Below are 5107 nucleotides of genomic sequence, written 5' to 3' on the forward strand. Positions count from 1 at the left end.
ATGGACACATTCTCGCGCTGACGCCCAGCGGACGTTCGCCGTCGATTTCGTTGACAGTCAACCCGGGAGTGGATCAACTGACGGGCCTGCGGATTGTCTTTTATCCGAACGAAAAACTACCCGAAGGGGGCATCGGGCACGGCAAGAAAGAATCGTTTCCCGGCGGCTTTATTCTGACGAGTTTTGCTGCGTCGGGAACGGCGATCCATTCCGATCAGCTTGACCTGTATGCCATGTTTAATATCGACAAAATCACGGCCAGCAACTCGCATCCCGATTATCCGGTCGCCGATTGTCTCGACCCGCGCGACCACAATGGCTGGTCTCCCGCGCCGCACAATCAAAGTCCGCAGCATCTGACGGTCACCTTTGACAAGCCTTACAAAACAACAAACTCTCCCTATGTCACGGTGATGCTGGTCTGGGGGGGCGGAAAGTTTGGCGGTCGCGAGGCGTTGATGGCCGGCGATTACCGTGTGTTCGGAATCTCGGGTGTGGATGACGGGACCAATCTTCCGGATGACATTCAGAAAATTCTGGCCATCGATCCGAAAGCACGCGACGCGCAACAGAACGCGGCTCTGAAAACCTACTACAGCCAGATTGCACCCGAATTCAAAAATCTGCGCTATCAACTGACGAACCTCAAAGAACGCCGTCAGATGTTGACCGATTCGTTTGAGACGATGGTCATGAATACCGCCAGGAAACCACGCGAGACGTTCATTCTGAATCGCGGTCAGTACGATCAGCCAACCGAAAAAGTCAGCACGGGAGTACCCGGATTTTTACCCGGATTGCCGGAGAAAGCACCCGCGAATCGGCTGGCACTAGCCCAGTGGTTGACCTCGCGCGATAACCCGTTGACGACCCGCGTGGCCGTCAATCGATTCTGGGAAATGCTGTTCGGTCAGGGAATCGTTTCGACCTCCGCCGACTTCGGTTCGCAGGGGGATCCACCGACGCATCCGGAATTACTCGACTGGCTGGCCGTTGAGTTTTACGAATCGGGCTGGGATGTGAAACAGATCATGAAGAAGATTCTGATGTCGGCCACATACCGGCAGGCATCAGCGGGAACGCCCGAACTCTGGAAACAGGACCCGCAGAATCGTCTGCTGGCCCGCGGCGGTCGGTTCCGTCTGCAGGCCGAAGCGATTCGGGATGCGACGTTGAAAGTCTCGGGCCTGCTGGTCGAACGCGTGGGCGGGGCGAGCGTGAACCCGTATCAGCCGGAAGGTTTGTGGCGCGAAGTCAGCCATTATGGAAGTTCGCCGGCGACCGCGCAGGTGTTCGTGCAGGATCATGGCGAAAAACTGTACCGCCGGAGCATGTATACGTATTGGAAACGAACGGTGCCGCCGCCGAACATGCAGACGTTTGACGCGCCGAACCGCGAAGTCTGCCTGATCAGTCGGGCGCGAACGAATACGCCGCTGCAGTCGCTGGTGCTGTTGAATGATGTGCAGTTCGTGGAAGCGTCCCGCAATTATGCCGAACGGATCATGCAAGAGGGCGGAGCGGACATTGATGCGCGAATTCAGTTCGCGTTCAAAGAAGCATTGGGGCGTCTGCCGGAAGCGTGGGAAGTGGAAACGGCGAAAGCCGCCTATTTACGCGAACTGAAGAATTATCAATCGAATGCCGGTGCCGCACAAGCGCTGCTGTCACAGGGAGAGTCGGACCGCGATGAATCGCTGCCTCCCGCGGAAGTGGCTGCCTGGACTGCGGTGGCCAGTATGATTTTCAATACCTACGAATTTATTACCCGGGGATAATGATGGACCCAGTCTTTGAATACGAACGCAATCTGACACGCCGCACGCTGCTGGGCAAATCGGCACGGGGCATCGGCGGGGCGGCGCTGGCTTCTCTGCTGTACCCGGAGTTGTTCAACCAGAGTGCGAACGCCGAAGCGATACCGGCCGGCGTGCAGCAGATCGCCCCCAAAGCGAAACGAATTATCTATCTGTTTCAATCAGGCGGGCCTTCGCATGTGGACCTGTTTGATTACAAGCCGATTCTGCGCAAACTGCATGGCACGAATCTGCCCGATTCCGTCAAAGGGACACAACGAGTGACCGGGATGACTTCCGGTCAGAAATCGTTTCCCGTGGTGGCGTCCTTCTGGGAGATGAAACAGTGTGGCCAGCATCAGACCTGGATCAGCGAGCGGCTGCCTTATACGCAAACCATCGCCGATGACATTACGATTCTCAAATCGGTCAACACCGAAGCCATCAACCACGACCCCGCGATCACGTTTATCAACACGGGGACGCAGCAGATCGGGCATGCGAGTCTCGGTGCGTGGCTCAGTTACGGGCTGGGGAGCGAGAATGAAAATCTGCCCGCGTATATGGTGATGCTCTCACAGGGGACCGGCAAGAATCCGGGGCAGCCTCTGTTTGACCGCCTGTGGGGTTCCGGTTTTCTGCCGCCGAGCCATCAGGGGGTGAAACTGCGTCCCGGCTCCAGTCCGGTGTTGTATCTGTCGAATCCCGCGGGCATCGATCGTAGTCAACGACGCAAACTGTTGGACGATCTGGCGACGTTGAATCGGGGACAGGCCGAAGAAATTGGTGATCCCGAAATCCAGGCCCGCATCAATTCGTATGAGATGGCGTATCGGATGCAGACCTCCGTTCCCGGGTTGATGGATCTTTCCAGCGAGACGCAGCAGACGTTTGAAATGTACGGACCCGAATCGCGCAAGCCGGGCAGTTTCGCCGCCAACTGTCTGCTGGCCCGACGCATGACCGAACGCGGCGTGCGGTTTGTCCAACTCTTCCACCGAGGCTGGGATCAGCATGTGTCGATCAAAAGTCAACTCCCCAACCAGTGTCTCGACGTAGATCAACCGTCGGCCGCTCTGATCAAAGATCTGAAACAACGCGGACTGTTGGATGAAACGCTGGTGATCTGGGGGGGCGAATTCGGCCGCACGGTTTACAGCCAGGGCGCGATCGGCAGCCCGAGTGCGGGCCGCGATCATCATGGCCGCTGTTTTTCCCTCTGGATGGCGGGCGGCGGCATCAAACGGGGCTTCGAATACGGCAAAACCGACGATTTCTGCTACAACATCGTCGAGAACCCGGTTCACATCCGCGATATGAACGCGACGATTCTGCACTGCATGGGCATTGATCATCGTCGGCTGACGTATAAATACCGCGGCCTCGACGCCCGGCTCACCGGGGTGGAAGAAGCCCACGTGGTACATGACATTCTGAGCTGAGCGGTTATTTAAGGCTGCCCGCGAACGGCACGAAACGTATTGCAGGAAAGGGGGGTTCTGGACTACATTACGCGCAGAGGGGATTGTGATATCATAAACTGAGTAGACTGGGTCGTTTTGTGTCCCGGTTTTACCTGGTGCCTGAGATGACGCTGCGTGCTGTGATCAGGTTGAGAAAAAGGATGTTTTCGATGCGGAATCTGCCAGTCCCCCTGCTGTCGGTGGTGCTTCTGCTCCTGTGTGCGCTTTCTTCCTGTATTCCGATCCCGATGACCGCCCCGGAACTTTATCGGCCGCTCTCGTATTTCAGTCCTCTGGAAGAGAAGGCGGAGTTTGAGACGCGACTGGCGACTTTTAATCTGGCCATCGAAGAGGACCCGGCAAACATCGACGCCCGTTTTGCCCGCGCGGTGCTCTTTATGGGAGTAGGGAGATATCCCTCTGCCGAGGATGATCTGACAGCAGCGATCAAGGCGGCGAAACAAAAGCCCGAGTACAGCTCGGCCCGGCTTGCTTCAATTTACGTGCACCGGGGCCTGCTCCGCTGGAACGCCGAGCAGGTGGATCTGGCCATCGCCGATTACACGCAGGCCATCCAACTGCAACCGGAAGACTGGGAAGCCTACTTTCACCGCTGGCAGGCTTACCAGCACCAGGAAAAGAAAGAACAAGCAGAACAGGACCGGAAGCGGGGGATGAAACTCAAACCCAGCGTGTTCGAAAAAGAATACGTATTACGCTACGACGGCATTGTGCTGAATTAAGCGACAACGAAAAGCATGAAAATAGTGACTGGCCATTGGCAGATTTCCTCTGGAACCAGGTGACGAGTGAGGATTCAATCTGATGCTGTAGCGTGTGGTTCACGTTTTCGTCTCAGTTGACTTGCCTGTATATCTTCCATTTATTGTGGTGGATGACGTATTCGGTAATGCCTTGATTGGTGACTTCAAGAAGCCGCTTGCCGTTTTTCATATCGTAGTACTGTTTATAGTCATCATCGTAGAGGATGAGTGCCTTCAGCGGGCCTTTGGGGGTCAACGGGGAATCGACGGGCTGGCCTGTTTTTATATCCGCATCAGGCAACTGGACATTCAGGGCTGGGACATTCTTCCCCTGTTCCTGAGATAACTTGAGCGCAGCGGGAGTTTTTACGAAGGCACAATACGAACCAGCGTTGATGTATTTTTTCATTTCCTCGCGCCAGTTTTCATTATATTTGATGGCAATTTTCCAGCGCTGCCAGTCGTGGTCTTCATTGTGAAAGAAAATGCTCAGGCTATTGATCTCATTGAAGTTATCCAGGTTCGGGACATCCTGATTTGTCCCGGGGTTCTTGACGATTTTTTTGGGAATGAGTCTGATCGGCTGCTTTTGACGAATATAAGAATAGGCTTTGCGGATATTCTGTGCCAGTTCTGAATTTTGTTTGTCCAGCTTGAGTTGAGAATAGCCGGCGTAACCACAGAAGGCGTATTCGCAGATATAGTTAGTGGGTGTCCCGAAAGCGTTTTGGTTCGTAAATACATAGTGTAAAAATGTGAGAATACTCCTCGAAGATGAGGCATTGATCCGTATTACTTGTTGAAAAGACCAGTAAAACGGAATCAACACAATCAATCTTCGAGGAGCCAATGATGCGAAAATCATACTCAAATCAGTTGCGACTGGACAGTGTTCCGATCGAACAGGTGGAGTTAAATCTGGAATCACGGGATCGCATCGTTCCCATTCTTCGCGCTCTGCAGTTCCTGTATTCGGACCGCAGGCTTGTCAATGAAATTCTGCAGTGGATCGCCGCTGACGTTAACAGCGACACGCGAACCGACACGGGCCGAACGGGGATGGAATACTGGCATATCTGTGTGC

Annotated in this window: 4 protein-coding genes and 1 pseudogene; 4 read left to right on the forward strand and 1 reads right to left on the reverse strand. The window is 54.7% G+C overall.

Features of this window, described 5'->3' with window-relative positions; all coding sequences use genetic code 11:
• The 3 genes from Q0294_RS13065 to Q0294_RS13075 form a co-directional block, all read left to right on the forward strand.
• Positions 1–1778: DUF1553 domain-containing protein (locus tag Q0294_RS13065; protein ID WP_299465964.1), on the forward strand; the 1778-nt coding region annotated here is incomplete at its 5' end.
• Between the two features lie 2 nt (positions 1779–1780).
• Positions 1781–3238, forward strand: coding sequence for a DUF1501 domain-containing protein (locus tag Q0294_RS13070; RefSeq protein ID WP_299465967.1), 1458 nt, complete (start codon positions 1781–1783; stop codon positions 3236–3238).
• Positions 3239–3429: 191 nt separating this feature from the next.
• The gene (locus Q0294_RS13075) at positions 3430–4002 is read left to right on the forward strand and encodes a hypothetical protein (protein ID WP_299465970.1); all 573 of its coding nucleotides are present in this window, start codon (positions 3430–3432) and stop codon (positions 4000–4002) included.
• A 112-nt stretch (positions 4003–4114) separates the two neighbouring features.
• On the opposite strand, the gene Q0294_RS13080 is transcribed toward Q0294_RS13075, so the two are convergent.
• Complete coding sequence (locus Q0294_RS13080) at positions 4115–4873, reverse strand: hypothetical protein (protein WP_299465974.1); 759 nt, start codon at positions 4871–4873, stop codon at positions 4115–4117.
• 2 nt (positions 4874–4875) lie between these two features.
• Between Q0294_RS13080 and Q0294_RS13085 the strand changes: the two are divergent.
• Positions 4876–5107: pseudogene (locus Q0294_RS13085) on the forward strand (ISNCY family transposase); the annotation flags it as partial.

This window comes from uncultured Gimesia sp. (assembly GCF_937919775.1).
Taxonomy (GTDB): Bacteria; Planctomycetota; Planctomycetia; order Planctomycetales; family Planctomycetaceae; genus Gimesia.

What these genes read in the sequence shown, in the direction of transcription:
- Q0294_RS13070 (WP_299465967.1), top strand. Translation starts at nt 1,781, where the DNA reads ATGGACCCAGTCTTTGAATACGAACGCAATCTGACACGCCGCACGCTG.
- Q0294_RS13075 (WP_299465970.1), top strand. Translation starts at nt 3,430, where the DNA reads ATGCGGAATCTGCCAGTCCCCCTGCTGTCGGTGGTGCTTCTGCTCCTG.